Genomic DNA, 26,449 nt, shown 5'->3' on the forward strand with positions numbered 1-26,449 from the left:
TAAAAGGTATAATTGCATACAAATCAAGCGATCTAAGCTAAGACAAACTGGTAAGGTTTTAGATCTCCATATATGCTTGTGGCAATAATTGCTATTGATCTCAATTGTGCGCATTCCTATTTTTACCAAGCTATTCGTCTCCATCTTTCTCGTTTCCAGCTTGATGCTGGGTAGTATGAGCTGGATGATCAACTCAAGTTTCCGCTTAGGTTTACAAGAAATGGTTAACGACGATGAGCTCAATAAAGTTGAGCTCATCGCAGAAGAGACAAAACGCTATTACTCACAGAATTTTGGCTGGAAAAAACTAAGCGAAGCTCCCTTCCTTTGGGCTGGAATACTCCGTCAACACGGTGAAGCCCCTCCTAGACCACCGGGTCCGGAACTTAACTCAATACAAGAGTCTGAAGAGCATATATTACCACCAAGCGATCAGGTTTCGATGGCGCCTTTAGGGCAACGTCTCAACTTAATTGACGGCAACGGCGTTAACGTTTTAGGTGACCGAAGAAACCTAAAAGAAAGTAGCGCCAACGCCCAACTATCGCGAATAGCTATCGTTATAGACGAGAAAACGGTTGGCTGGGTCTCTATATTGCAATCGCGCTCGCTATCCGGTCGTTTAGCCGACAATTTCTATCAGCAACAAAGCCAGCACATGCTTGCTATAGCCTTACTCACTATTGCGTGCTCATTAGTGATTGCTTTTTTCTTAGTCAGACACTTTCTTAAGCCACTTCGTGCATTGCACCAAGGTACACAAGCTATCGAGTCCGGTGATTTTGAATACCAGATTCAAGAACAAGGAAACGACGAGTTCACTGAACTAACTCAGGTTTTCAACCGCTTAGTTTTATCGTTAAAAAAGCAAAAGCAAGATCGCGAGAATTGGTTATCGGATATCAGCCATGAACTTCGAACTCCCTTGGCTGTGCTTAAAGGTGAAATTGAAGCGATTCAAGATGGGATACGACCAGCAAGTCCCGAGTATGTGGACTCACTGCATAGACAAGTTCTTAACCTGGAAAACTTGGTTAATGACCTGCATCAATTATCGCTGTCTGATTCGGGGATTAAACCCCAGCATTTCGAACTCGATTTGGCACTAATTGTTCAGCAGCTAACGGCGCAAAATCAACACCGATTCAGCGAAAACAAACTGCGTTTAAGCTATGAGGTGGAAGACCAACAAACCCTATACATGCTTGGAGATGACAAAACCATTAGGCAACTTATAACCAACTTGCTGGAAAACAGCTATCGTTACACCGACTCTGGTGGTGAAGTGCACCTGCAATTAAGCACAGAACAAAACGCCTTAAAACTTTGCATCGATGACTCCTACCCGGGAGTAGACGAACACGCATTACCTAGATTATTTGAACGTTTATATCGCGTAGATAGTTCACGCAACCGAGCCAGCGGCGGCTCAGGTCTTGGATTGTCTATATGCCAAAGCATCGCCGAAGCCCATTCCGGAAGTATTATCGCGCAGCAAAGTCCACTTGGCGGTTTACGAGTCATTGTAACGCTTGCGAAAAAATAGGCATTGATGCTACAAATTTAGGAAGAGACCAATGAACAATGAAGCCTTAGTACTCGTCGTTGAAGATGAACCCCAGTTGGCGAAAGTATTATGTGAGTACTTAGAGCACGCAGGAATGAGAAGCCATCACCTTGCCAGTGGCGAAACCGTCGTGCAATGGGTCAAAGATCAGCAGCCTAGTTTAATCATACTCGACTTAATGTTGCCGGGTGTTGATGGCTTGAGTATTTTCCGTGATCTACGTAGCTTTTGCCAAATACCAGTGATTATGGCAACCGCTAAAGTTGACGAGATCGACCGTTTACTCGGATTGGAGTTAGGGGCTGACGACTATATCTGTAAACCCTATAGCCCACGTGAGGTGGTCGCGCGGGTTAAAAACATACTGCGGCGTAGTAGCGCCCAAACGATAACGGATAACACGACTTGCGCACTTCAAATTAACGATGCCAGTATGCAAGCCTTGCTCAATCAGCAGCTTTTGCCTTTAACCCCGGCTGAATATCGTTTGTTAAGCTTTCTTTATAAACATCCTAATCATATTTTCAGTCGCGATCAGTTAATGGGTCATATATATTCTGATGGCCGCGTAGTGACTGACCGCACTATCGACAGTCACATAAAGAACTTGCGCAAAAAAATGCACGATATTGACTCAAACTCGGATTTTGTAAAGTCAATTTATAGTGTTGGATATATGTTGGAGATGTAAGTCTTACCAAGCTCATCAGATCGATACGGTGTTTGCTTGCCCTAATAGTTTGATCCAACTAATAGGGCATTGTCATACATCGACTAAAGGTCCCTGCCATAATTGCAATCTCTATAAAAAACGCATAATTATGAGCCCAAAAGTTTTGCTTTTGACAACATCGCCTCATCGATAAAGTAATAGTAAGTACTTCTAAGCTGCGGCTCACACGCAAGCTTTGAGCTGTTCAAAATCTTGGCTCGTCATTGTTGGGACAAACTCTATCACTTCAAAATCAGCTACGTCCGCGATAAAGAAAGGGTCTTGTTTATAGATAATTTCCGCTTCATTGGCACTGATTGCATTCAGCAAAATGATTCCGCCGGTTCGTGGTACTTTGCGACCCGAGGCCACAAACTTGCCCGAAGCATAAAAGCTCTCAAGATATGCAATGTGGGCATCCATATGTTTTTCAACGATGCTTAAATCTGTTTTGTAAGTTATAGAAATAATAAACAAGTAAAACTCCTTTCAAAGGCTTGAACATTGTATTTTATGATTATTCTATAATTTTGGAAAAAACTTTGCTTACCAACGAGCCTTAGAGAGGAGGATCAACTTTTTGGGCTTTTGAGGTGTTCACTCGAAACCAACCTGCAATCGAATATCGGTCTCGATTAGCAGGAAGCACTTCATGTGGGAAGTCTTCGCTTAAAAATGTCACTATCGTTCCCAACAATGGCACAACTTTTATCCCTTCTTTGTCAAAGTGGTCTTGATATAGAACCAGTTCGCCACCGCTATTAGCAGACCAGTTAGAATTAAAATAGACCACAATTGACAGCACACGGTTTGCTTCGCCTTTAAATGCATCGAGATGTCTTTTGTAATAATCGCCAGGCGCATAGTGTGCAAAGTGGCTTTCGAAAGAAAAAAGACCTAAGAACAAACGTTTATTTAAGCTACTTTGAAGATGAGCATTCCAGTCAAGCCATTGCTGACCAACTGCAGTGTCACCATTGATCCAGCAAATTTCATCGGTGCGAACAAATTCATTCTCTAAGTATTCTTGCCCTCGTCCAATCCCGGCACTTTTGAAGTTATCTGTCGCCATGTTTTGCTGATGATGAAGCAAAGAAGAAGCTAATTCAGGCCGTAAGGCCGTTGGCCGAATACTATAACCTTGTGTTTCAATATCCTGGGCGATGAGCGCAAATAATGCGTCATCATTTGTTCCATCGCCACCAAGCAATGACGATTGTTTAAGTGCGACCACAATATTACCTTAGGCAAGTATTTCACGAGTAGCTAGCTATGTTACGGGATTCGTTCCGATAGTATCGACAGCATAGCGCTACATGCGAGTTTAAATCTCTTGTTTGGCAAACTAGATATTCTAAATGTGGCCCAATAGGCCTAACATGTGCCGATAAACTTAAGAGAGATAGATTTTCTCGTGAACGGGTGCTTGAGCCTAGCGATTCAAAATAGGCCATCACCATTCCACCTCTTAGCGATTTTTCGCTTAACTGCGGGCAAAAGGAAATTATATGATTACCGTACACCATCTCAATAAATCTCGTTCTAAACGAGTGGTCTGGTTGCTTGAAGAGCTTGGAGAAGACTATGCCATAGTCCACCATCAACGCGACCCTAAAACAAGTTTGGCTCCTGCGAGCTTGAAAGCAATTCATCCGCTATCTAAAGCGCCTATCATTCAAGATGGCGATATTACTATATGTGAATCAGGTGCAGTGCTTGAGTATATTCTCGATCAAACAGGCAACCCACAGCTACGACCAGTCTCGGGTACGAAAGCCTACTATCAATATTTAGAGTGGATGTACTTTGCCGAAGGATCGTTAGGTTTACCGGTGATAGCAAAACTAATGATGTCTATGGAAGAGCGGGAAGGCTCTAAGCCCATGGATGGCTATATTGCCAAAGAAATCGCCTTAGATTTTGGCTATATTGAATCCGTACTGGCGCAACAAGCATATTTTGCTGGGGACCAATTTAGCGCTGCGGACATCATGATGACAGTCATATTGGAGATGTCGGCAGGTTTAGGACTACTCAATGATTGCCCCAAGACAATGGAATACGTAACTAAAATACAAAGCCGTGAAGCCTACCTTAAAGCCACAGCTTTAGGTTGAACAGGTATCAGTATCCCCCGATCACTGATATGCAGCAATTGGGGCATCACACGGTAACAAAGAGTTCACTTTCTCCCTGCAAGGTATTGCCTAAACGCCTTGTGTACGCCGTGCAAAAATTCAATATCGTCGGCTCTTGCACTTAGCATATCATCGACAAATCGAATGCTGCTCGCCGGTACCGGCGAGCCTTTCACTAAATCACGCTCTTGTTCGCTCAATGGCAGTAGATAAACCATGCTTAAATCCATCGCTTTAGCCAGTCTAAAAATATCTAGCTGACTGAAGCTGGCATTGCCATCTTTATCAAGCTTGTTATATAAGGCCGTTTTAGATACCCCACTTAACTTTGCCAGCTGGTTTCGATTCAAAGAGCAATAGGCCATTAGCGATTCAATGCGTTCAATTTGCATGGCTCGAAATTCACGTTCAGTTTCTTGGGAAAACTCAAAACTTCCAGTTTCCAAGTTCTTCACATCTGATTGGTTCATAATGTTCCCCAATTTAGGAAAATGTATCGGCTTTCGTTCCAGTATATGGAATTGCACACGGTTAAAGTAGTTCTATTCGAAAGTGTTGGAGAAGATCATGAGAAAAACAAGCGACAGAATACGCCACGCAATTGGGTTTGAACTGGTTGGACTCCTGGGTGCAATGCCACTAATGGCTATTTTATTTGGCGTTGATCCTATGCACTCCGGTGCGATGGGTTTGTTCTTCTCTATCGTTGCGACGCTTTGGAATTACAGCTACAACAAGTGGTTTGATACCATGATGCAAAAGCGCTACAACAGCACTGAAAAAACTCAAAAGCAGCGTATTGTGCATACACTTGGCTTTGAAGCGGGATTATTGATTTTTACTATTCCTGCAATGGCATGGTGGTTTGAAGTAAGTCTGTTACAAGCTCTGATCATGGACGCAGCAATGATTATTTACTACTTGTTCTTCTCTTACTTCTATAACTTGGGTTACGACAAACTGTTCCCGATTATGCCTAAGGTCAGCCACGCTTAAATCCAAGTCCACACGCAGTGTTAAGCAACACAAACACTGCGTGTGTTTAATCCTTTAATGACGTGTAGCATCAGCTTAGTGACTCCTATTTGCAATATTAATGCCGTGGATTTACATTCCATTGCGCAGCTAAACTAAACAACTCCACATTCTCTCCATCTTTTCTGCGTATTTGATCTTTATAGTGGCAACAATTAGATAAACTAACTGTCACCATCTACAAGGACTTAGTAATGAAAAAGCCGGATATGTTTAACAAAGACCTGCTAACTACAATAGGTCCCCTATTGCCGCTGGGAGCTGTCTTACTAAGTTTTCCTAATATTGCGCAGTCTGAAAGCTACGCAATTGTGGACACCAATCAAACGCTATGTGTGGGGTTGAGCAGTACAAGTAAAAGCTGTCCCAACCAAAGTAACCAAGGCCTAGGACAAGATGCTCAATATCAGGGGATACAACCCAGCTACACCCTTGTAGAGCAAACAATGGTGTTGGATAACAACACCCAGCTAACCTGGACTCAGACGACTGATATCAATGCAGACGGAGTCATTGATAGCCGCGATAAACTGAGCTACAACGAAGCCATGCAATACGCCAATAACCTGAGACTTGGCGGCCATAGTGACTGGCGCATCCCCTCAATAAAAGAGCTGTACTCTTTGATACTATTTGATGGCCAAGACCCTAGTGGTTTAAACGGTGCCGGCAGCTATTCAATCATGCCCTTTATAGACCATCGATATTTCGGCTTTAATTCAGGTGACATTAATGCCGGAGAGCGCCTCATTGACTCTCAATACCTGAGCAGTACTAAGTATGTATCGACCACAATGAACGGCGAAGAAACCATTTTTGGCGTCAACTTTATCGATGGCCGAATTAAAGGCTACGGAGCATCGAAACGTGGTAAAGACAAAACATTTTATGTATTAGCGGTTCGTGGCAACAACAACTACGGCATCAATGATTTTTCAGATAATAAAAATGGTGTCATTTCAGATCTTGCCACCGGACTGCAGTGGCAACAAAGCGACAGCGAGCAAGCTATGAACTGGCCTCAAGCATTAGGCTATTGTGAAAGCTTAAATTTGGCTGGGAACAAGCAATGGAGACTGCCTAACGTTAAAGAGTTGCAATCAATCGTCGACTATAGCCGCTCTCCAGATACCAGCAGCAGTGCGGCACTAGACCCCATATTTAATAGCTCAAGCATGCTAAATGAAGCAGGCCAAACAGACTACCCAAACTATTGGAGTAGTACTACACATCTCAATTTGAATAGCGCCAAAAACGCAGCCTACGTCGCCTTCGGCCGGTCAATGGGACAAATGCAAGGGCAATGGATAGATGTGCACGGGGCGGGATCTCAGCGTAGTGACCCTAAAACCGGAGATGCGAGTAAATATCCTAATGGGCACGGTCCACAAGGTGATGCAGTACGAATCGATAACTATGTGCGTTGTGTTAGTGGGGGCGGCGTTGAATTCGAGCAACAAGCTAACGAGATCAGTAGAGAAAGTAAGATATATACTTTAAGCGCGGACCAGCTAAGCATGGACCAAGCATCAAATGGTAAAATGGGAAAAAATGGGGACAAGGATAAAAATAGGCAAAATGGTAAGCCTTTAAAAGCCAGTAACGATATTTTTAGTCAGATGGACCGCAATAAAGATGGAAAACTAAGTAAATCAGAGGTCAAAGGGCCGCTTGCGAAGGACTTTGACCGTATCGATCGCAATAGTGATGGCTTTATAAGCCAAGACGAATTACCCAAACGCCCATAACTATCCCCTACCAATAGCGCTGCACATCCTATGCAGCGCTTACTAGCCTCCTCCTCTGCAAAAGAATTTTTTGTCAAACCACTTGCAAGTTCTGTACAAAACAATCAAATTAACAATATGGTTATTAAGTAGGCAGATGATGCAAGATATTGATAAAGTTCTAGATTTTATTATCGAAATCGAAAAACTTAAAAACGTACAGCGTAAAACTCGACCTGTGGGTTTAGACCGGTTTGAAAACTCTGCTGAGCATTCATGGCATGTTTGCTTGGCCGCTTTAATGCTTAAAGACAGCGCCAATGAGGTGATTGATATTAACCGCGTGATACGCATGCTACTGATTCATGATCTCGGAGAAATTGATGCCGGTGACACGATTATTTACCAAAGCGAAACCCCGGAATTAAAAGCCAAAGAATACGCAGGTTTAAAACGGCTATTCGATATGCTTCCCAACAATCAAGGCACAGAGTTTCTAGAGCTATGGTTGGAATTTGAAGCTGGAATGACGCCAGACGCTAAGTACGCCAAAGCCATTGATCGCCTACCACCACTTTTACACAATCTACATGGCGCTGGGCATAGTTGGAAACAACATCAGATCTCAAAAGAAATGGTATTTAAGGTAAACAGTCGCATCGCGCAAGGCAGTGAACCGCTTTGGCACAACCTTGAAGACAAACTAAACCAAGCAGCAAGCGACGGTCTCATGGCCTAAGTTAGCGCTCGTTTATTATCGGGGAAGATTAAAACATGAAAGAAATTAGTCGCATCAACCACGTAGGGATCCGAGTTAAAAGCCTCGCTGTATCGAGGGAGTTCTACGAAAAATTAGGTTTTCTATTCATAGAGGGTCCGGTTGGGCCAGAGCCGGTGGCCGTTATGGAACACCCTTGCGGTATTAACATTAACTTTATTCTAAATGCTAGCCCAACTGCAGGCCCAAACTTATTGATGGACGTCCCCGAGAAACACACGGGTTATACCCATATGGCTCTCGAAGTTAGCGACCTTGAAGCGGTTAAACAACAGCTAGAATCTCTTAAAATTCCCATTTCTGGAGGCCCTATCACTATACCTAGCGGGGCTACGTTTATCTTCATCCGCGATCCAGATGCAAATGTGATTGAACTGCATTTGCCACCATCGTCCTAAATTGGCAAGCCCAAACGTGTTGAGTGAGCAGGTCTTTAGCAGAGCTCCAATAAAATGCTTTTGGCTATTGTCCTTGTTTAGTAGCACTGCTCTAGCCTTTGAAACGTGCTACACAAGTACAGAGCAAATTGCTAGTTTGAGTTCAGGACAAAGCGAGCTTAAAACTAGCTATATAGAGATCAGCAAGCTTGATAACGCGTATGCAATTCAAGGTCTGTTATGGGGTGGCAATTTCCACATCTGTAGCATCCAAAGTCCGGTTGAAGGTCAGCAAGCGCCGCTGCTCATGCAGACACATGGCAAGCAACTGGTATTCGAGCTAAAACAGGCAGACTACGACATTGATTGCAGATTAGAGTTCAGTTTTGACAATGATGCCTTGTTGATAAAAGATACAAATTCGCATTGCTCGCAGTACGTTTTCTCCTGCGGCGCCCATGTATCACTACACCAAACGCGTTTAGTAAAGACAGCTGAAAGCTGTACGCAACTGTTTCCTCATAGGCTCAACATGGAGCAACAATGAAAGTTATTCGTAGTAAGGAATATACCGCCTCCCAGGCTTGGGGCGCCCAAGACATCGCCAACATGAACGGAATTAGCACCCGTTTACATTGGACCAACAAACCCTATAAGTGGCACGTCAACGATGGTGAAGAAGTATTTGTGGTACTCGATGGCATGGTTGATATGTTCTACAAACAAGCGGGTCAAGAGTTATCAACGTGCTTAAATGTTGGCGATATTTTTTACGCTAGCATTGGCACCGAACATGTCGCACATCCTGTTGGCGAAGCACGAATTCTAGTTATTGAGCAGCAAGGCAGCATTTAATAAAGAACATCAATCAAGGAGCTACAACATGCTTAAATTTCAGTTTTTCCGTCAACCAACTCAAAACCAAATGAGTTTACCTATTTAGAAATGGAAGCAAGCACATTTCTAAAGGAAAAAGAACGCCTTTTAGCCGAAGGTTTTGAAGTGGATGTAGAACCCATACTTGCAACGAACATTGAGCAAGCGATGGAAAAATATCGCTCTGGCTTCTTAAACGATGTGGACGAATACCGGAATTCTGACGTAGCAGCTGGCCTATTTACCTTTATTACTGAAACAATAAAGTCGCTGCGACAAGGACTAAAGGGCAGCCCTAGCACATAGTCAAAGAGATGTTCTAAAAAACAGTCCGCCCGATATATGTTTACAACAGGCCGTGATATACGCTTATTTTAAGGCGAATTTGCAGCCTGTATTAGGCTCTTTCAAATTTTGAAGGGAGCTTGATAGTCTCATTCATACATCAGGGAGCAAGGAGCAGATGAATCAACATCAAATCATTGGGGGATTGGCATTACTGCTGAGTGCAGCGGTGCTTATTATCGGCCCAATCTTAATTGCCCGGTACCGATGCCGCTCAGGTAAGCAACAGATAAGCCGGTCTACCATGCAACACCTAAAACGACAATTACGACAAGGATATTCAATGATAACAACCATTGGTGAAACTAAGATTAAGCCCAAACATCGTGCAAGCTGTCATTGTGGGCAAGTAGAACTGGAACTAAGTTTGCCTAATGGCATTATCGATCCTCGGCGCTGTGACTGCTCCATGTGTCGACGTAGGGGGGCGATAGTCGCCTCAGTAAACCTAGATGATATTAAGATAGTTAAAGGAAAAGATGTCTTAAAGCGTTACCAGTTTAATACCTTTACCGCCCAACACTTCTTTTGCTCCAATTGTGGTATCTACACCCACCACCAACGGCGCTCTAATCCTAGTCAGTACGGCTATAACATTGCTTGCCTAGAAGGGGTAAATCCGTTTGAACTTGGAGACGTTGTCACCAACGATGGGGTTAACCACCCAGCGGATCGCTGAGAAAATGTCAGGCAAGACTTAGTCTTTGTAGTACAGCGGGACTCTTGAGGTAAGTTTAGTGACCAGTTCATAGCCAATGGTGCCGACGTGCTTAGCGACATCTTCAACGGGCAAACCTGCTCCCCAGATAATGGCTTCGTCGCCAACTTGATCCATGGGTTTTGGACCCAAATCAACGGTCAACATATCCATAGATACCCGCCCAACTATTGGCACAATACGCCCATTGATACGCACTGGCGTGCCTTCGGGGGCTGTTCGCGGATAACCATCGCCATAACCAATAGCAACCACGCCTAAATAAGTGTCGTGTGGACTGCGCCAAATTCGGCCGTATCCAGCACTTTCGCCAGCTTGGTGTGGCCTTACCGCGATTAATGAAGAACGCAATTCCATGACGGCTAGCAAACCTAAGTCTTCCGCGCTCAGATGCGCAAAGGGAGAGACGCCATAAAGCGCAATACCCGGTCGTATCCAATCGCGATGACTTTGCTCAAAGGCAAAAATTCCGGCTGAGTTGGCTAAGCTTTGCTGGCCTTGTAAGCCTTGTACGCAGTTATCAAAACAAGCGATTTGTGAGAGCGTATAGTCTTGGTTGGATTCATCAGCACTGGCAAAGTGACTCATAAAGCCAGGGTTTTGTTGAATATTATTGCTTTGGTAAAAACGCAGCTTTAAAGACTCAAATTGTTGCGGGCTAAACCCAAGACGATGCATGCCTGAGTCAATTTTAACCCATACTTTCATCGGCTGGCTGAGTTTTGCATTTTCCAATGCCAATAACTGGTGTTCGCAATGAATCACCGTCGAAATATTTGCCGCAGCCAAAGCACCAATATTACTATCGGTATAAAAGCCTTCGAGCAAGACGATTTCAGTGCTTACTCCGGCTTCTCTTAGCGCAAGCGCTTCCTCTACCCGAGCAACCCCAAGCGCATCAACATGGTTCAGGCTAGTCGCAATTTGCAACATGCCATGGCCATAGGCGTTGGCTTTCACCATGGCCATTAACTTGGTATTTGGGGCTTGTTGGCGAAGGCGCGCGATGTTGTGCGCCAATGCCGACTTAGAGATACTGGCGTAAGCAGATTTCATGGCTTACTCGTCATCAAAGTATTCGCCAGCCCAGTTATCAAATCGAGAGAATTGACCATTGAACGTTAGCGGTACTTTACCAATCGGACCATTACGCTGCTTACCGATGATAATTTCAGCCATGCCTTTAACCGCGCTATCTTCGTTATAAACTTCGTCGCGATAGATGAACATAATTAAATCCGCATCCTGCTCAATAGAGCCCGATTCACGCAAATCTGAGTTAATTGGCCGCTTATCAGCACGTTGCTCCAATCCACGGTTTAACTGAGACAAGGCAACAACTGGACATTGCAGCTCTTTGGCCAAAGCCTTCAAGGACCGCGAAATCTCGGCGATTTCAAGGGTACGGTTCTCGCTCATGCCTGGCACCTGCATTAACTGCAAGTAATCGACCATGATCATGCTAATTCCGCCATCATCGCGCGCAATACGTCGTGCTCGTGAACGCAATTCCGTTGGGGTTAAGCCCGACGAGTCATCAATATACATTTTGCATTTTTCAGACATTAAGCTCATTGATGAGGACAAACGTGCCCAATCGTCATCGTCCAAGTCACCGGTTCTAATTTTAGTTTGGTTAATACGCCCCAATGACGCCAACATCCGCATCATAATTTGTTCGGCGGGCATCTCCAGACTAAAAATAACCACCGGCTTATCTTCGGTCATTGCCGCGTTTTCACATAAGTTCATCGCAAAAGTAGTTTTACCCATCGATGGACGCGCAGCAACAATAATGAGATCGCTTTTTTGTAGTCCTGCGGTCTTTTTATCTAAATCTGGATAACCAGAACTGACACCTGTAACACCATTGTTAGGAGACTTGAATAGCTCCTCGATGCGATCAATGGTCTTGGACAATAGCCCTTTTACATTTTGTGGGCCTTCGTCTTTACTAGAACGCGCTTCGGCGATTTGGAATACTTTTGTTTCGGCAAAGTCGAGTAGCTCAGCACTGGCTCGGCCTTGTGTATCGTAACCCGCATCAGCAATTTCGTTTGCAACACCAATCAGTTCACGCACCACGGCACGCTCACGAACGATCTCGGAGTAAGCCCGAATATTGGCAGCACTAGGGGTATTCTTTGCAATTTCACCGAGGTAAGCAAAGCCACCAATTGATTCCAGTTGTTCTAAGTTTTCTAAGCGCTCGGAAACAGTCACTAAATCTAGTGGCGAGCCCGACTCAGCCAGAACAGCCATAGCTCTGAATATGAGGCGATGCGAGCGTTGGTAAAAATCTTGTTCGACGACGAGCTCGGCAACATTATCCCACGCATTATTATCCAGCATCAAACCACCAAGCACAGCTTGCTCGGCTTCGACGGAGTGTGGCGGAAGTTTTAAATCTTCAACCTGCTTGTCGGTGAATTTGGAGGGCTTTGACGGCGTTGGCATAGTGGTACATTCTTGGAAATTACTGTGGTCGCCTATTATGCGACAATCGCTCTGAATTACTAGCGCTGTTTATGGATCTATGGCCGAACAGCAATCCCTTGTAGCTTCTTTGAGCAACAAACGACGCCCGCAGCAAAAAGCGCTATATCGTTCAGCTTTTTATGCGACTGTCCCTTGAATTGAAGCGACCAATTTTTTATACGAATTTATTTAGCGCTACTTTAGTTCAGAGTAGTACGCTGCGATTTGTTTAATCTCGTCGTCGGTAAGTCCAACAGCATTAGCCGTCATAATAGCCCCAAACTGCCCACCTCGCGCATTATCACGATAAGCTTTCAGTGCTGCTTCCACATACATTGCTTGCTGACCAGCCAGGTTAGGATAGATTGGTGCAACGGCTATACCATTGGCTCCGTGGCAGCTTGCACAATTTTTACTGGCGACAATATCAGCGCCATTGGCCATGACTAAACTTGGGAACAACATTGCACTAGCAATTAACAGTTTTTTCATAAGTATCTCCTGATTGAATGTCTACTCTAGCGTATCTTTAGGAAAATCGCGATAGCTAACTAGTTGAATAGGCTCGCCTTGCATACAATCTTCTATGTCGTGGGTCACCAGTAACGCAGGTATGTTCAATGCTTGAATTTGCTCAGCAACAAAGTCTCTAAATTGCTGGCGAAGCTGAGTATCAAGTTTGGAAAAAGGCTCATCCATCAGCAGCATTTTGGGCCGTGCAAGTAAGCTGCGTAGCAAACTGATTCGAGCGCGTTGTCCACCTGATAAGGTGGCAATGTCGCGTTGTTCAAAACCCGCTAAGCCGGCACGCTCGAGAGCATCCGAAATTTCTTGGTCTGGATCAATATGCTGCTGCGCGTTTAAGCCAAAGCGCAAGTTTTGATAAACATTCATATGTGGGAACAACAAGTCATCTTGAAATAAAATCCCCACTTCACGCATCGCTTGAGGCAGCACGCAGATATTCTTTCCGTCGAGTACGATTTCTCCTTGTAGGTCCAGTTTGTGACTCAAGGTCCCTGCGATTGCAGCGAGTAAGGTTGATTTGCCACTGCCACTAGCGCCCATCAAGGTTTTTATTTCACCCGCCTTAACCTTAATAGTAATGGGCTCGAACAAGGGCTTACTATCAAAAGCGACGCTAAACGCTCGAATTTCAAACATATTATCCCTGCATCGCTAAGCGATGTCTAAATCGGTATTTTGGAAGCAGTATTGCTAAGGCGTATATAAATAAAGGCAGTGCGCACTGTAAAATAACTACCACAGCCGTCACTCTACGATCGCCACCCGATGCGAGCGCAACCGCTTCGGTGGTTAGGGTTGTGATTCGACCCGCACCGGCAAATTGCGTAGGTAAGTATTGGGCAATACTTACTGCGAAACCGGTAGCAAATGCCAAACACAAGGGCTTAAAAAGCAGCTGAAGCTTCACTTGAAAATACGCCCGCCGAGGCTTGTGGCAAAGACTAATCGCGGCATCCATGTAGCGCTGATCAAAATTCCGATAACTTTCAGCTAAAGTAAGAAAAACGTAGGGTAAAACGAAAATCAAATGGACTAAAAACACCCCAATAAAACGCCCATCTAGACGCCAAGCAAGTAATTGAGTTTGAACACCAAACAAAAATGCAATTTGCGGCACAAATAAGGGCAGGTACATAATCCACATTAAACGATTTGCACTCCACGATGGAGAACTTCGCTTTAGCCTCACTTCATTTTCCAAGCACACCAAAGACAAAATCAGTCCAACAAAAGCGCTGCATAAAGCCAAACTTAAAGAATACAACAAAGGCTCAAAGCTATACTCAAAAGCTCTTGACCAAAAACGTAGACTCCAGGATTGTGGAAAAATATCAGGAAAACGCCAACGATGTGCGAATGACCATAATATCAGTACCACAGCACTGAGGCTGAAGAACAGCAACATTAAGCCGCCATGCAGTCGCCCCCAGTGCCCGCTACCTTGAAGTTTTGGACATGAGGCCATTGCCTGTCGCATCAACATTTTAATCGTGAAACGTTCTAACAAGTAGGCGAAGGCCAAACTAAAGAGTACCAACACCAGCAAACTCAAAGCGCCAGCTGCGCCTAGCAGTCGTTGGTTTAAATCACTGTCGTTAAACCACTGCCAAACCAATACCGCAAAGGTACCCGGGCGACTAGGCCCAATGATCTGCGCGATATCGACCACGGAGATAGAAAAGGCAAGTACTGCGAACAAAGGCAATCGTAGACGAGGTAGTAATTGCGGCACGATGATAAAGCGCCAAATTTGGATACGACTGTAGCCCAAACTTTGACCCACCAATAAAGACTGGTTCATCTTCAAAGGGTTCAATAGTGCCATTGATACAAACAACAAATAGGGAACTTCTTTAAGCCACAAAGCGAAGGCTAAACTTAAGCCCCATCGGTCTTGAGTGATACCTAATGAGGGAGGATACTCCCAGCCTGACAATTCCGGTGAGATTAGACGTATTAGCCATCCACTAGGAGCTAAGACAAACAGTAGCGCTATCGCGATAGCAGCATGAGGCACTGCCAGCATGGGCGCTAAAAAGCGCTCTAGTAATCGCCACCAGCGACCACCATAACTATACCCAATAATTATTAAGGTACTTAACAATGCACCTAGGGTCGCCAACCAACCGCTAAGTAAACTCAAACCTATGGCGGGTGCGGTCGATGGGTGGGCAATCAGACTATTCCAAGCATCCCAAGAAAACTGCTCAAAGCCTATCGCCGGCATGTAGGTCCATGCCGGTAAAACGGTAAACCATATGCCAGCCCCAAGGGGCAGTAACAAGATGCTTAGCGTAAACCAAGGTGCTAGTGACAACAGCACCCTTGGTGTGGACTGCTTGATACTATTGGCTAAGGTAGCGTTCACGCCACTGTGCTTCAATGAGTTCAACCCAGCTTACGTGTGGTTCTTGGCGAGTGTTGCCAAGTTGGTCAGCGGGTAGCAAACTCTCAAGCTTGTTGGCTTGAAAAAGGCTTTGCTGCTCGCTACTTAGTTTGCTGCTATCAAGTACGCTCGGGTCGCCCCAATATTCAATGTTAGCTTTTCGCGCCTGAGCTTCTGGACTTAGTAAAAAATTAGCCGTAACCATGGCCGCTTGTTTAGCTGAACTGTTGTAAGGGATCGCGACAAAGTGCGTGTTACCAATAGTGCCCGCTTCGTGTACGTAACTACGAACCGAACTTGGAAGTTGCCCTTGCAAAACAGCTGCTGCAGCATCATTAGGATTGAAGGTGAACCCTATTGCCAACTCAGAGTCATCCACCAGCTGCATCACTTGACCAATATTGCTTGGAAAGCTTGCGCCTTCTCGCCACATCAATGGATGCAGTTGATCTAGGTAGTCCCAAAGTGCTTCGGTTTGCTCAAGGAAAAGCTCAGGGTCCGCGGCAGAAGCAAGTAGGCTTTGGTCACTAATGGTTTCACTTAAAATTTGCTTCACAAAGGTAGTGCCGTGAAAATCGGGTAACGCCGGATAGCTGAATAGTCCTGGGTTTTGCTGAGCAAATTCCAGCAACTTTTCGGCACTGTTTGGTGCCATCTCAACGCGACGAGAATCATAGTAAAAAGTTAACTGGGCTCCGCCCCACGGCGACTCATAACCTTCAACCGGGGTTGAAAAGTCATTGGTCAAGGTCACGCTAGTGGTATCGGTTAGGGCTAAGTTTGGCAATTGCTCACTAAATGGCCCAAAGAGTAAATCATTTTGTTTAAGACTTCGAAAGTTCTCGCCATTAACCCAAACCAAATCCACACTTCCGTCGACATCACGACCAGCGCTTTTCTCAGCCAGAATTCGGCTTACAACATTGGCCGTATCAGTGACTTTTACATGGCTTAACTCAATGTCATAGCGTGCTTTAAGTTCGTCGCCAGCCCAACGAATATAGGCATTGATATTATCGCCCCCACCCCAGGCATTAAAGTAAACCGTTTGACCCTTTGCAGCGTCTAAGGTTTCTTGCCATTGTGGGCTTGCATCTCGTGCGAGTGTAACATGTGCTGTCAGTGCACTGGCAGCAACACAAAGTGCAGCGATCGTATTCAATCCTTGATTCATTGGGTTTCCTTTTCTATTAGTTTCAACGCTAGCGTTTGTACATCGGGTTTGCTTCGAGCGTATATATGCCTTGTCTATGATTGATATAATACCGGAGTAAGGCTTAGTTTCTTTCATCTTAGCGACAAAAAAATGATAAAAAAAAGCCGCGCTGTTAACCAGCGCGGCTTTTAAGTTCAATAAGAACTAAGATTAGTCTTCAGCAACAACGCTGATAGTAACCGTAGTTTCTACTTCTGTGTGAACATGAATAGTAACTTCAAATTCACCAACGTTGCGTAGCGCACCGTTTGGTAGACGAACTTCAGCTTTAGCAACCTTAACACCAGCTGCAGTGATTGCATCTGAAATGTCACGAGTACCGATTGAGCCGAATAATTTACCTTCTTCGCCCGCTTTAGAAGCAATAACAACTGCTTCTAATGCGTTTAACTTGTCTGCACGAGTTTGTGCAGCAGTTAGATCTGAAGCCAATTTAGCTTCAAGCTCTGAACGACGTTGGTTAAATACTTCAACGTTAGCTTTTGTTGCTGGAACTGCTTTGCCCGTAGGGACCAAGTAGTTACGAGCATAACCAGATTTAACGTTAACTTGATCGCCTAGGCCACCAAGGTTTGCAATTTTGTCTAGAAGAATTACTTCCATTACCTTTCCTCGAAATTAGGTTGAGTTAGGCTAATGCCTCGGACTTACTTATGCATGTCCGTGTATGGCAAAAGAGCCAGGTAACGAGCACGTTTTATAGCACGTGCAAGTTGACGCTGATATTTAGCGCTAGTACCAGTGATACGGCTTGGTACAATTTTACCACTTTCAGTGATGTAGTTTTTTAGAACAGCGGTGTCTTTATAATCTATCTCAATAACACCTTCCGCTGTGAAGCGGCAGAATTTACGACGACGGAAAAAACGTGCCATAACATTATCCTCTTGATAACAATTCAATTTGTTGAGCGTGAAGTACGAGTCGGGATTCTCCCGAAACTTGACGATGTTGGTGTATAAACCCCATCACCTTCACATCACACCCCATGGTAACTTGCTGAGTCACTTGCTTGTGTAATTCGCCACTTAATGCCACTGCCATATAGCAGTATGCTTGGCGAGAAAATCCAGCTTCTAATTGCTGCGAGCGGTGTTCCAGCCAAAATTGGCAATGTGGAATTCCCGCAGGACTGACACTATTTTTAGGGGCGCGAGCTACTCGGCCGCTAAGTGTCACTCGATTTTCAGTCATAAAGACTCTTACTCTTCGCCAGCTTCCTCTTGTGCAGGAGCTTCAGCACGTGGAGCACGTTCTTCATCACGGCGAGCTGGACGCTCGTCATCGCGACGTGCAGGACGTTCATCTCTTGCTTTAGCAATTGCAGAAGGTTCAGTCGTAGTAGACTTAGTACGCATGATCATGTTGCGGATAACTGCATCGTTAAAACGGAATGCATTTTCTAGCTCTGCAGCTACTTCAGCACTTGCTTCTATGTTGAAAAGAACATAGTGAGCTTTGTGCAATTTTTCGATTGGGTAAGCCAATTGACGACGACCCCAATCTTCCATGCGATGAATAGTACCGCCGTTATCAGTGATAGTTGCTGAATAACGCTCGATCATAGCTGGAACTTGTTCACTTTGGTCCGGGTGAACCATGAACACGATTTCGTAATGACGCATTGTTGCTCCTTACGGGTTAGCAGCCTCATATAGGTTCAACCGGACCTCTGAGGCAAGGAACTAATAGTAGACGGTTGATTTAAGAGCGCGGATTTTAGCCGATACCAGAGCGAAGTTCAAGCTTTGCATAGTGCTTGACTAAAGTTTTCTGCCTAAACGTTTTTCGATTTGTTTACGCTCCCAGCGTGCACCAAAAAGGTTAAAAACTTCGAAAACATTTAGACCGTGGTTTACTATCCCGATTCCCCAACCTAAAGCCGGCCAAATCACCCATAGGTAGTCAGCACTAGTAACAAGATTGATGACCAGTAGAAAGCTAATCACTACAACATAGGTGATGAGGTGGGTATAGAAACCTTTAAGCTCTTTTACATGCTCTATGATGCGTTGTTCTTCAGCCGAGTTTTCAATGGTAGTGTTCATATCAGGGGTCGCCTTTTCAGAGGGCGCTTGGGTATTTGTTCCACAAAGCAGAGATTCTAAGTCACTACTGCTTTTTTCAAATACGCTAGCAAGCGATTTAAGGCTATCTAGACTAGGGCTCTGACCACGTTCAATCCGTTGGATTGTTCGTACACTTAATCCTGACACTTGAGCCAAATGCTCTTGCGACCAGGCGCGTTGTAATCGAAGTTTTCTTAGTCCCATGACAGCCTCTATTGATGTTTACCCCTTTAATCTAAGCCTATAAACAGCGTCTCACCACGTCATGTCACGACACTGTCACCCTTGTGGCACTAGGCTTGACGCTGACGTACAGCCTCAAACAAACAAACACCAGCCGCCACCGATACATTTAAGCTTGAAACACTTCCCATCATTGGGAGTTTGATAAGTTCGTCGCAGGTTTCGCGAGTTAAGCGGCGCATGCCTTTGTCTTCTGCACCCATCACGATAGCCAGTGGCCCTTGCATTTTACAGTCGTAAATCATCTGCTCAGCTTCGCCAGCTGTACCCACAATCCATACCCCTAACTTCTGCATTTCGCGCAAACTACGGGCCAGGTTAGTCACCGCAACAAGTGGCATATTTTCGGCCGCGCCACAAGCAACTTTGCGTACTGTAGGATTGAGCGACGCAGACTTATCCTTAGGTACAATCACAGCAGTTACTCCCGCAGCATCGGCGTTACGTAAGCAGGCGCCCAAATTGTGCGGGTCGGTCACGCCATCCAAGACCAAAAACAGAGGATTAGTGGTTGTTTCAATGAGTTTAGTCAATCCCGCTTCGTTTAAGGGTGGCACTGGTTTTACCCGCGCCACAATACCTTGGTGTTGAGAGCTGTCGGCTTTATCGTCTAAAGTTTTTCTAGGTGCAAATTGAACTGCCACTCCCATTTTCTGCATTTGGTTTAGCAGCGGAAGTAAGCGATCGTCTTGGCGGCCTTTCAAGGCAAAGGCCTCTATAACTCGCTCAGGGTAGCGTTCCATAAATGCTGTCAGGGCATGGATACCAAAAATTATTTCATGACTCATAGTTGAGTTATTTCCTATTGATTTGCGTCTTTCTTGTTATCGTCTTTCGCGGCATTGCGTTCGTTTTTACCCGCGCGAGCTTTGCGTTTTTTCTTAGAAGCACTAGTCACCTTAGGCTTTTTCTTAGTTTTCGCCCACGGATTAACCGCATCTAAGGCTGCTTTGGCGCTCGCTTTCGCAGCTTTACTAGCCTTACTCTTTGGCTTGCCCTTGTTCTTTTTATCGCGCAAACGCTCTTTGGCTGGTTTTTCTAGTTCGCCATTAGGACCAAGCACAGGTGCTTTGGCGACATTAGCCTTAGCACTGCGCCGCTGACGCTTTTCAGCCGTTTTTTTGCCAGCATCAGCTCGGCGTTGACTCTTGCTACTCTTACCACCTTTGTTGTTTCGAGGCCCCGAAGCAAAGTCGTCACCTTCTAGTCCAAATTCTAAGCGGCGGTCATCCATGTTCACTGACAAGACTTTAACTTGAACCTTGTCACCAATTCTAAAGCGTTTACCGGTATTCTCGCCGGTTAGGGTTTGGCGCGCGGCATCATAATGGAAATAGTCGCCACGTAAACTAGAAATATGCACCAAGCCTTCAATATGCAGCTCGCTCAAGCGAATAAACATGCCAAAGGCGGTAACCGTTGCAATGTTTCCATCGTAGGTCATGCCAACATGGTCAAGCATAAATTCGCACTTTAAGCGGTCACTAACTTCACGGGTAGCATCATCGGCACGACGTTCAGCCATTGAACAATGCTCACCATGCACCTGCATGTCTTCGCCACTGTATGCCATTGCACCATCGAGATAGCGCGGTTTGGCTTTGGTTTCGCCCGCCTCAAGTTCCGGATTGTGGATGAGGAACTTGATCACGCGATGCAGTAGTAAATCGGGATAACGACGGATAGGCGAGGTGAAATGTGCATAGCTTTTGAGCGCTAAGCCAAAGTGTCCCATGTTGTCAGGCTGATATACGGCTTGTTTCATGGAACGTAACAGCATGGTTTGAATCAGTTCGCGATCGGGCCGTTTTTCAACCTCGCGCGCAATCGCTGCATAGTGTTTGGGTTCAGGCTCATCGCCACCTTCGAGTTTCAAACCTAATTCAGCTAAGAATCCGCGGAAGTTACTCAAGCGATCGTCAGACGGTGATTCATGTACTCGGAACAATATTTCTTTTTTGTTTTTTTCAACAAAGCGCGCCGCTGAAACGTTCGCTTGGATCATGCATTCTTCAATAATTTTATGCGCATCGTTACGCGTCGTCGGAACTATTTGTTCAATTTTGCGCTGCGCATTAAAAATGAAGCGGGTTTCTTGGGTTTCAAGTTCAATCCCACCACGCTCCAAGCGGCCAACTTTAAGCGCTCCATAGAGGTCATGCAGGTGATGTAAGTGCTGGACTTGGTCAACATAACGCTCGGATAAAATGTCATCGCCATCGAGGATCGCAGCAACTTTGTTGTAGGTGAGGCGGGCATGGGAGTGCATCACTGCTTGATAGAACTTATAACCTGATAAACGTCCCGCTGCAGAAATCGTCATCTCACAGACCATACATAAACGATCAACCAAAGGATTAAGCGAACACAAACCGTTGCTCAATTTCTCAGGCAGCATCGGAATCACTTGGTCAGGGAAGTAAACCGAAGTAGCTCGAACGTAAGCTTCATCGTCAAGCGCAGTGCCAGGACGCACATAATAACTGACATCGGCAATCGCAACCCATAAGCGCCAACCGCCACCTTTTTTAGGCTCGCAGTATACCGCGTCATCGAAATCACGCGCATCTTCGCCATCAATAGTGATTAATGGCAATTTGCGTAAATCGACACGTCCTTCTTTGTCAGCGTCTTCGACTTCTTCGCTAAGTGATTTAACCGCCTTGGTCACGGCATTAGGCCACTGGTGTGGAATATCATGATTGCGAAGCGCTAGTTGTACTTCCATGCCTGGGGCCATAGTTTCACCTAAGACCTCAATAATTTTACCAGTTGGACTATTACCAGCTTTGGGACCGTCGATAAGTTCAACAACTACAAACTGGCCTTGGCGAGCACCTTTACGCCCCTGCAGGTCAACCATGATGTCCATGGCTAAACGCGGGTCATCAGGACTTACAAAACCACGAGTTCCTTCAGCAAAAAAACGTCCTACAATTTGAGATTGCCCCGGCTGAAGCACCTTGATTATTTTAGCCTCACGTCGTCCTTTGGCATCCATTTGGGTAGGAGCTGCGAGCACTAAGTCGCCGTGCATTGCACGGCGCATTTGTCTGGCTGCCAGAAATAAGTCGTCTTCACCTATTCCAAGCTTTAAAAATCCAAAGCCGTCGCGATGGCCAATGACCCTGCCAACGACAAAGCCAATACGGTAAGGTTCAGTAAATTCATGCGTTAGCGTTCGCATCACGCGCCCTTCTCGGCGCAACTGTACTAAGGCAGTTTCGAGGTCATCACCATCACATTGCAGCTCTTGCAATAAAAATTCACGCGAAAGCGATTCACTTGATTTAGCGATGGTTTGGAAAACCAAATCCATTAATGAGGCCGTGGAGTCGGCTGTTGTCATAATATCTTGTTCCTAGAGTCGCTTAAGCAGCATTTCGCCTCAAGCCATGCCTCTATGGTAAACGAGTATTCACAAAACGCTAGGACGGGGTGATTTTTCGCACTTAATATTTATTGATTAAACAAATACAGCCGCATCAATTCTATACTGATAGGTCAGAATTGCAGCCAATCAAGTGCTTATAGTGGATTAGTAAGGGTGTTGGCTAGCTTTGGCTCGCTCAACCACATTCGGAGGCATTTTATCGGACAACTGCGCTAAAAGATCGCTCGCCAGTTGGTGCTGCTGTTTGTCAGCAATGATAGCGTGGTGAAGCCAGCGATAAGCGTCTTCATAGTCAACAGGACTACCCTCACCTTCGACGAACAATTCAACCAACAGCAACTGTGCTTTTAGAAAACCCATGCTGGCAGATTCACGTAAATACGGAAGCGCTCGTTTGACATCCTTTTGTACTAGAGTTCCGTTGGTGTAGTAACGTCCGAGTTGTTCTAGAGCAGCAGGGAAACCTTGTTGAGCAGCGCGCTGCATATACGAAATACCACGCGGTGCGTCACGTTCTACACAAACACCCCATGCAAGCATATCCCCATATAAAAACTGGTAAGACGGAAGTTCAACTTTACTGGCGCGCGCTTCGATATCTTCCACTAACTGACATTCGTCTTCTTTAACCCGCGTTAAATGTTGGTTTTTATTAATCCAAGAAATCAGCTCTGCCTGAGTATAAATTTGCACCGCGTCCAGAGACGGTGGACTGGTATATTCATCGCTATCCTTACCCGGCAAATTGAGTTCTTGCGTGGCAGTTGCTTGCGAACCATCGGCATCTAAGGTGGCAACAGCTTCTGAAACCTGAGGGTCTACATTACTAATCGGCGCAATCGGTTCTGCACTGGCCACTAGACTAAATGTAGCCAGCAAGCACCCAAAAATGTAACGCTCTGCGCTAGTACGAGACCGCATTCAAGGCTCCTAAAACAAATTCGATATTCCTTTATCGGCACTATGTCATTTTATTAAAGCAAAAATCCAGCTATTGAGCTGGATTTTTTAGTTCTATGTTGATTCGCTACAGCCCGTAGGTATAGCTGGCTTGTATACCTAATGGTATTCCTAAGCCCCAATAGATAAGTAAGAATGCAGTCCACAGCACCAACATACAAATACTATAAGGCAACATCATCGACATCAGTGTACCAATACCAGTGCTCTTAACGTAGCGCTGACAATAAACCACTACCAGTGGGAAATATGGCATCAATGGCGTAATGATATTCGATGAGCTATCGCCGACACGGTAGGCTGCTTGTGACAAATCCGGAGAGATATTTAGTTGCATGAGCATAGGCACCAAAATAGGTCCAATCAACGCCCATTTGGCTGAAGCCGAACCAACAAACAAGTTAACAAATGCAACTAAGAATACTAATCCAACAATAGTCACTGAGCTAGGTAGCGCTAGCGCTTGCAATGCTGCAGCTCCTTTAAGAGCCATCAATGCACCAATATTAGATTGGCTAAAAGCAGCAATAAATAATGCACAGAAGAATGCCATAACGATGTAATAAGACATACCGTTCATAGCTTTAGTCATCGCTTGAACAATGTCATGCGAGCTTTTAAAGGTTCCGGTCATCAAACCAAAAGTTACACCGGGGAAAACAAACAGCAAGAATATCAACGGCACAATTGATTGCATTAACGGCGCACTAAAATCTGCCAGTGACCCATTTTCAGCTCGCAAAGGTGATGATTCCGGGGCAGAAACAGCCCACAGCAGCAAACAACCCGCGATCATAACCATAGACGCAACTTTAAAGGCTTTGTGCTCTACGCTGGTGATCTCTTCAAACTTAGGAATGTCCTCAGGATCGCCATCTACCACATTATTTTTAAGACGGGGCTCAACGACTTTATCAGTCAAGAACCAACCAATGGCGATAATAAGAAAGCTAGACGCAGCTGCAAAGTACCAGTTGTTCAACGGGTTTATTTGAATCGCAGGGTCAATAATTCGAGCCGCACTTTGAGTAAAGCTTTGTAGTAATGGATCGATGGCCGACGGGATGAAGTTCGCTGAAAACCCACCACTTACTCCGGCGAAGGCTGCTGCTATACCCGCTAAAGGATGACGGCCAGCAGCATAGAAAATTACGCCCGCTAATGGAATGACTAGAACATAACCTGCGTCAGTTGCAGTATGAGAAACAATCGCCACCAAAATGATAGACGGCGTTAATAGCTGCTTTGGCGTGACTTTTAGCATCAGTTTTAAGCCAGCGTTGATAAAACCTGAGTGCTCAGCGACTCCAACCCCTAGCATTGCAACTAACACCACACCTAAAGGTGCAAAACTAGTAAAGGTTGTCACCATACTCGATAAGAAATCAGCCAGACGAGCACCGGTGAGTAAATTGTTGATGACTAAGGCTTCAGATGTACGAGGGTCAATCTCTGCAAAGCTAATTGTAGACAGCACCCAAGATAGTAACCAGACTAACAGTAACCCACCAAAGAACAACATGGCTGGGTCCGGTAACTTATTTCCAACTCTTTCGACTTTATCGAGAAAACGTATACTTAAACTTCGTTTGGACACACTCGCTGATGACACACCAACCTCCGATTGTTTTACAGTACATAAAGTTTCGCAAAGCGAAACAAGCAGCATTAAATATCGCAATTGAGGTAAAAGTATCAGAATTAAAGCGTAAAGGATCGATTTAGATCATATTTATTTGCGATAAGCTCTAATTCTAGACACAAAAAAAGCGCCTTGCGGCGCTTTTTCTAACAATTGCTGTGATTAAACGAAATCAACACCAATTTTGATGTCGCCATCAAGTGTTTCAAGCATGCCTTCAATCGCTTGTTTTTCAAAAGCACTAATTTCACCGTAACCTAGTACTTCTTTAACACCACTTGGACCCAATTTAATTGGTTGTGCAAAGAACTTAGAATGCTCACTACCGCCATCAACATAAGCGCACTCAATAACGTCTTCGCCCTGTGATGCTTTAACAAGTGACAAACAAAAACGAGCTGCTGCTTGTCCCATAGACAAAGTTGCGCTGCCACCACCGGCTTTAGCTTCAACAACCTCTGTACCCGCATTCTGAATGCGCGTCGTCATCGCTGCAATCTCAGCGTCGCTGAAATCTAATCCAGTTTGAGAAATCAATGGCAAGATTGTCACGCCACTATGGCCGCCAATCACGTTGATTTTAACGTCCGCTGGGTTTAGGCCTTTTGCCTCGGCTAGGAATGTTTCTGAACGGATTACATCAAGCGTAGTAATTCCAAATAATTTAGCCGGGTCGTATACACCAGCATTTTTGAGAACTTCTGCTGCAATTGGAACCGTAGTATTTACAGGGTTAGTGATAATTCCAATACAGGCTTTAGGGCAAGTAAGTGCCACTTTCTCAATTAGGTTTTTAACAATACCAGCATTGATATTAAACAAGTCAGAGCGATCCATACCTGGCTTACGCGCAACACCTGCTGAAATAAGTACGATATCCGCACCTTCAAGGGCTGCTGTTGGGTCTTCGCCAGCGAAGCCTTTAATCGCAACTTGGGTTGGGATGTGGCTAAGGTCAACCGCTACGCCAGGTGTTACTGGTGCAATGTCATATAAAGATAAATCAGAACCCGCTGGTAGTTGGGTTTTTAACAAAAGTGATAGAGCTTGCCCGATGCCGCCAGCGGCACCTAATACTGTTACTTTCATGAAGTTTCTCCGTGTACTTTGAGGGGATGTTTTTATTTTTTTGTTAATGAAGCTCACGATAACGGAAAGGATTTTTAATTACAAATTGTAGGCCAAACAAAAACGTGAGGGGCTTAGCAAATACCAGCGAAAGCAATGATTGAGGCTCTTAAGCGCGATATTGATCGATAT

General features: G+C 45.0%; 30 protein-coding genes. 11 read left to right on the plus strand and 19 right to left on the minus strand.

Annotated elements, in window-relative coordinates; translation table 11 throughout:
* Positions 1-184 precede the first annotated feature (184 nt).
* Positions 185-1,546 carry an ATP-binding protein gene (locus DBZ36_RS15495; RefSeq protein WP_158589123.1) on the plus strand — a complete coding sequence of 454 codons (1,362 nt, stop codon included), beginning with the start codon at positions 185-187 and terminating at the stop codon, positions 1,544-1,546.
* A 31-nt stretch (positions 1,547-1,577) separates the two neighbouring features.
* A complete protein-coding gene (locus tag DBZ36_RS15500; RefSeq protein ID WP_120355866.1) occupies positions 1,578-2,258 on the plus strand; it encodes a response regulator in 681 nt (226 codons plus the stop codon).
* A 204-nt stretch (positions 2,259-2,462) separates the two neighbouring features.
* Here DBZ36_RS15500 and DBZ36_RS15505 read toward each other — a convergent pair whose 3' ends face one another.
* Both DBZ36_RS15505 and DBZ36_RS15510 read right to left on the minus strand, forming a co-directional pair.
* Positions 2,463-2,756: a YciI family protein gene (locus DBZ36_RS15505; protein WP_120355867.1), complete on the minus strand. Its 294-nt coding sequence runs from the start codon at positions 2,754-2,756 to the stop codon at positions 2,463-2,465.
* Positions 2,757-2,838: 82 nt separating this feature from the next.
* Positions 2,839-3,513, minus strand: coding sequence for a 2OG-Fe(II) oxygenase (locus tag DBZ36_RS15510; RefSeq protein WP_407641491.1), 675 nt, complete (start codon positions 3,511-3,513; stop codon positions 2,839-2,841).
* A 274-nt stretch (positions 3,514-3,787) separates the two neighbouring features.
* Between DBZ36_RS15510 and DBZ36_RS15515 the strand changes: the two genes are divergently transcribed.
* Positions 3,788-4,396 (plus strand): glutathione S-transferase family protein, encoded by a 609-nt coding sequence (locus tag DBZ36_RS15515; RefSeq protein WP_120355869.1) that lies wholly within the window; start codon positions 3,788-3,790, stop codon positions 4,394-4,396.
* Between the two features lie 65 nt (positions 4,397-4,461).
* Here DBZ36_RS15515 and DBZ36_RS15520 read toward each other — a convergent pair whose 3' ends face one another.
* A complete protein-coding gene (locus DBZ36_RS15520) occupies positions 4,462-4,887 on the minus strand; it encodes an XRE family transcriptional regulator (RefSeq protein ID WP_120355870.1) in 426 nt (141 codons plus the stop codon).
* Between the two features lie 97 nt (positions 4,888-4,984).
* Here DBZ36_RS15520 and DBZ36_RS15525 point away from each other — a divergent pair, with 97 nt between their 5' ends.
* The 8 genes from DBZ36_RS15525 to DBZ36_RS15560 all read left to right on the plus strand — a co-directional run bounded on the left by DBZ36_RS15525 (position 4,985) and on the right by DBZ36_RS15560 (position 10,234).
* Positions 4,985-5,413: a PACE efflux transporter gene (locus DBZ36_RS15525; protein ID WP_120355871.1), complete on the plus strand. Its 429-nt coding sequence runs from the start codon at positions 4,985-4,987 to the stop codon at positions 5,411-5,413.
* A gap of 233 nt (positions 5,414-5,646) precedes the next feature.
* Positions 5,647-7,200 carry an Lcl domain-containing protein gene (locus tag DBZ36_RS15530; RefSeq protein WP_199711892.1) on the plus strand — a complete coding sequence of 518 codons (1,554 nt, stop codon included), beginning with the start codon at positions 5,647-5,649 and terminating at the stop codon, positions 7,198-7,200.
* Positions 7,201-7,336: 136 nt separating this feature from the next.
* A complete protein-coding gene (locus DBZ36_RS15535) occupies positions 7,337-7,918 on the plus strand; it encodes an HD domain-containing protein (protein WP_233558157.1) in 582 nt (193 codons plus the stop codon).
* A gap of 35 nt (positions 7,919-7,953) precedes the next feature.
* A complete protein-coding gene (locus tag DBZ36_RS15540; protein WP_120355873.1) occupies positions 7,954-8,355 on the plus strand; it encodes a VOC family protein in 402 nt (133 codons plus the stop codon).
* 73 nt (positions 8,356-8,428) lie between these two features.
* On the plus strand, positions 8,429-8,881 hold the full coding sequence (locus tag DBZ36_RS15545; protein ID WP_233558158.1) for a hypothetical protein: 453 nt from the start codon (positions 8,429-8,431) through the stop codon (positions 8,879-8,881).
* Entirely contained in the window at positions 8,878-9,189 is a 312-nt protein-coding gene (locus DBZ36_RS15550; RefSeq protein WP_120355874.1) for a cupin domain-containing protein, read from the plus strand. The genes DBZ36_RS15545 and DBZ36_RS15550 overlap by 4 nt, the downstream gene beginning before the upstream one ends.
* 90 nt (positions 9,190-9,279) lie before the next feature.
* Positions 9,280-9,516 (plus strand): hypothetical protein, encoded by a 237-nt coding sequence (locus DBZ36_RS15555; RefSeq protein WP_120355875.1) that lies wholly within the window; start codon positions 9,280-9,282, stop codon positions 9,514-9,516.
* A 322-nt stretch (positions 9,517-9,838) separates the two neighbouring features.
* Positions 9,839-10,234 carry a GFA family protein gene (locus DBZ36_RS15560; RefSeq protein ID WP_120356041.1) on the plus strand — a complete coding sequence of 132 codons (396 nt, stop codon included), beginning with the start codon at positions 9,839-9,841 and terminating at the stop codon, positions 10,232-10,234.
* A gap of 18 nt (positions 10,235-10,252) precedes the next feature.
* On the opposite strand, the gene alr is transcribed toward DBZ36_RS15560, so the two are convergent.
* From alr to mdh, 16 genes are all read right to left on the minus strand, one after another.
* The gene (alr, locus tag DBZ36_RS15565) at positions 10,253-11,329 is read right to left on the minus strand and encodes an alanine racemase (protein WP_120355876.1); all 1,077 of its coding nucleotides are present in this window, start codon (positions 11,327-11,329) and stop codon (positions 10,253-10,255) included.
* Positions 11,330-11,332: 3 nt separating this feature from the next.
* Positions 11,333-12,730 (minus strand): replicative DNA helicase, encoded by a 1,398-nt coding sequence (gene dnaB, locus DBZ36_RS15570; protein ID WP_120355877.1) that lies wholly within the window; start codon positions 12,728-12,730, stop codon positions 11,333-11,335.
* A 216-nt stretch (positions 12,731-12,946) separates the two neighbouring features.
* Positions 12,947-13,243 carry a c-type cytochrome gene (locus DBZ36_RS15575; RefSeq protein ID WP_120355878.1) on the minus strand — a complete coding sequence of 99 codons (297 nt, stop codon included), beginning with the start codon at positions 13,241-13,243 and terminating at the stop codon, positions 12,947-12,949.
* 21 nt (positions 13,244-13,264) lie between these two features.
* Complete coding sequence (locus DBZ36_RS15580; protein ID WP_120355879.1) at positions 13,265-13,915, minus strand: ATP-binding cassette domain-containing protein; 651 nt, start codon at positions 13,913-13,915, stop codon at positions 13,265-13,267.
* Position 13,916: 1 nt separating this feature from the next.
* Positions 13,917-15,647 carry an ABC transporter permease gene (locus tag DBZ36_RS15585; protein WP_147395033.1) on the minus strand — a complete coding sequence of 577 codons (1,731 nt, stop codon included), beginning with the start codon at positions 15,645-15,647 and terminating at the stop codon, positions 13,917-13,919.
* Positions 15,625-16,839, minus strand: a complete 1,215-nt coding sequence (locus DBZ36_RS15590) for an ABC transporter substrate-binding protein (protein ID WP_120355881.1) — start codon at positions 16,837-16,839, stop codon at positions 15,625-15,627. Before DBZ36_RS15590 ends, DBZ36_RS15585 begins: the two co-directional genes overlap by 23 nt.
* 192 nt (positions 16,840-17,031) lie before the next feature.
* A complete protein-coding gene (gene rplI / locus DBZ36_RS15595; RefSeq protein WP_120355882.1) occupies positions 17,032-17,484 on the minus strand; it encodes a 50S ribosomal protein L9 in 453 nt (150 codons plus the stop codon).
* Between the two features lie 44 nt (positions 17,485-17,528).
* Positions 17,529-17,756 carry a 30S ribosomal protein S18 gene (rpsR, locus tag DBZ36_RS15600; RefSeq protein ID WP_120355883.1) on the minus strand — a complete coding sequence of 76 codons (228 nt, stop codon included), beginning with the start codon at positions 17,754-17,756 and terminating at the stop codon, positions 17,529-17,531.
* Positions 17,757-17,760: 4 nt separating this feature from the next.
* A complete protein-coding gene (gene priB / locus DBZ36_RS15605; protein ID WP_120355884.1) occupies positions 17,761-18,075 on the minus strand; it encodes a primosomal replication protein N in 315 nt (104 codons plus the stop codon).
* Positions 18,076-18,083: 8 nt separating this feature from the next.
* Positions 18,084-18,506: a 30S ribosomal protein S6 gene (gene rpsF, locus DBZ36_RS15610; protein WP_120355885.1), complete on the minus strand. Its 423-nt coding sequence runs from the start codon at positions 18,504-18,506 to the stop codon at positions 18,084-18,086.
* 138 nt (positions 18,507-18,644) lie between these two features.
* Positions 18,645-19,154 (minus strand): 2TM domain-containing protein, encoded by a 510-nt coding sequence (locus tag DBZ36_RS15615; RefSeq protein ID WP_120355886.1) that lies wholly within the window; start codon positions 19,152-19,154, stop codon positions 18,645-18,647.
* Positions 19,155-19,243: 89 nt separating this feature from the next.
* The gene (rlmB, locus tag DBZ36_RS15620) at positions 19,244-19,981 is read right to left on the minus strand and encodes a 23S rRNA (guanosine(2251)-2'-O)-methyltransferase RlmB (protein WP_120355887.1); all 738 of its coding nucleotides are present in this window, start codon (positions 19,979-19,981) and stop codon (positions 19,244-19,246) included.
* Positions 19,982-19,995: 14 nt separating this feature from the next.
* A complete protein-coding gene (gene rnr, locus DBZ36_RS15625; protein WP_120355888.1) occupies positions 19,996-22,542 on the minus strand; it encodes a ribonuclease R in 2,547 nt (848 codons plus the stop codon).
* 189 nt (positions 22,543-22,731) lie between these two features.
* On the minus strand, positions 22,732-23,508 hold the full coding sequence (locus tag DBZ36_RS15630) for a tetratricopeptide repeat protein (RefSeq protein WP_120355889.1): 777 nt from the start codon (positions 23,506-23,508) through the stop codon (positions 22,732-22,734).
* A gap of 106 nt (positions 23,509-23,614) precedes the next feature.
* The gene (locus tag DBZ36_RS15635; RefSeq protein ID WP_233558159.1) at positions 23,615-25,159 is read right to left on the minus strand and encodes an AbgT family transporter; all 1,545 of its coding nucleotides are present in this window, start codon (positions 25,157-25,159) and stop codon (positions 23,615-23,617) included.
* A gap of 192 nt (positions 25,160-25,351) precedes the next feature.
* Positions 25,352-26,278 (minus strand): malate dehydrogenase, encoded by a 927-nt coding sequence (mdh, locus tag DBZ36_RS15640; RefSeq protein WP_120355891.1) that lies wholly within the window; start codon positions 26,276-26,278, stop codon positions 25,352-25,354.
* Positions 26,279-26,449 lie beyond the last annotated feature (171 nt).

This window comes from Alginatibacterium sediminis (assembly GCF_003610775.1).
In the GTDB taxonomy this organism is placed as follows: domain Bacteria; phylum Pseudomonadota; class Gammaproteobacteria; order Enterobacterales; family Celerinatantimonadaceae; genus Alginatibacterium; species Alginatibacterium sediminis.